Genomic DNA, 309 nt, shown 5'->3' with positions numbered 1-309 from the left:
GCTGAAGAGCTTAACTTCCGTGTTCGGTATGGGAACGGGTGTGACCTCTTCGCCATCATTACCAGACTCGTCCTTTTTGAGGACATTTACTATTATAACACTTCGTAAAGATAATGCAAGTGTTTTTTTTATTTTTTAAAGCAAGTTTTTGCTCACTCAAAACTGAATAAAAGACATTGGGTAGTTCAAGAACCTACTTTTTACGTTGTCCAGCCTCAGCGGCCAGATGCGACCGCTTCGGCTTTTCGTTAATAGGTTAAGTCCTCGATCGATTAGTATCTGTCAGCTGCACACGTCGCCGTGCTTCCA

1 rRNA gene is annotated in these 309 nt (G+C 42.7%); it reads right to left on the bottom strand.

The window, feature by feature from the left end:
• Positions 1–66, bottom strand: a 5S ribosomal RNA gene (rrf, locus tag GD002_RS17655); the annotation flags it as partial.
• Positions 67–309: the final 243 nt, after the last annotated feature.

The sequence above is a fragment of the Sporosarcina obsidiansis genome, assembly GCF_009651005.1.
GTDB lineage: Bacteria > Bacillota > Bacilli > Bacillales_A > Planococcaceae > Sporosarcina > Sporosarcina obsidiansis.
The sequence above is the reverse complement of the archived record's forward strand: the minus strand, read 5'-3'. Positions and strand labels throughout refer to the sequence as shown.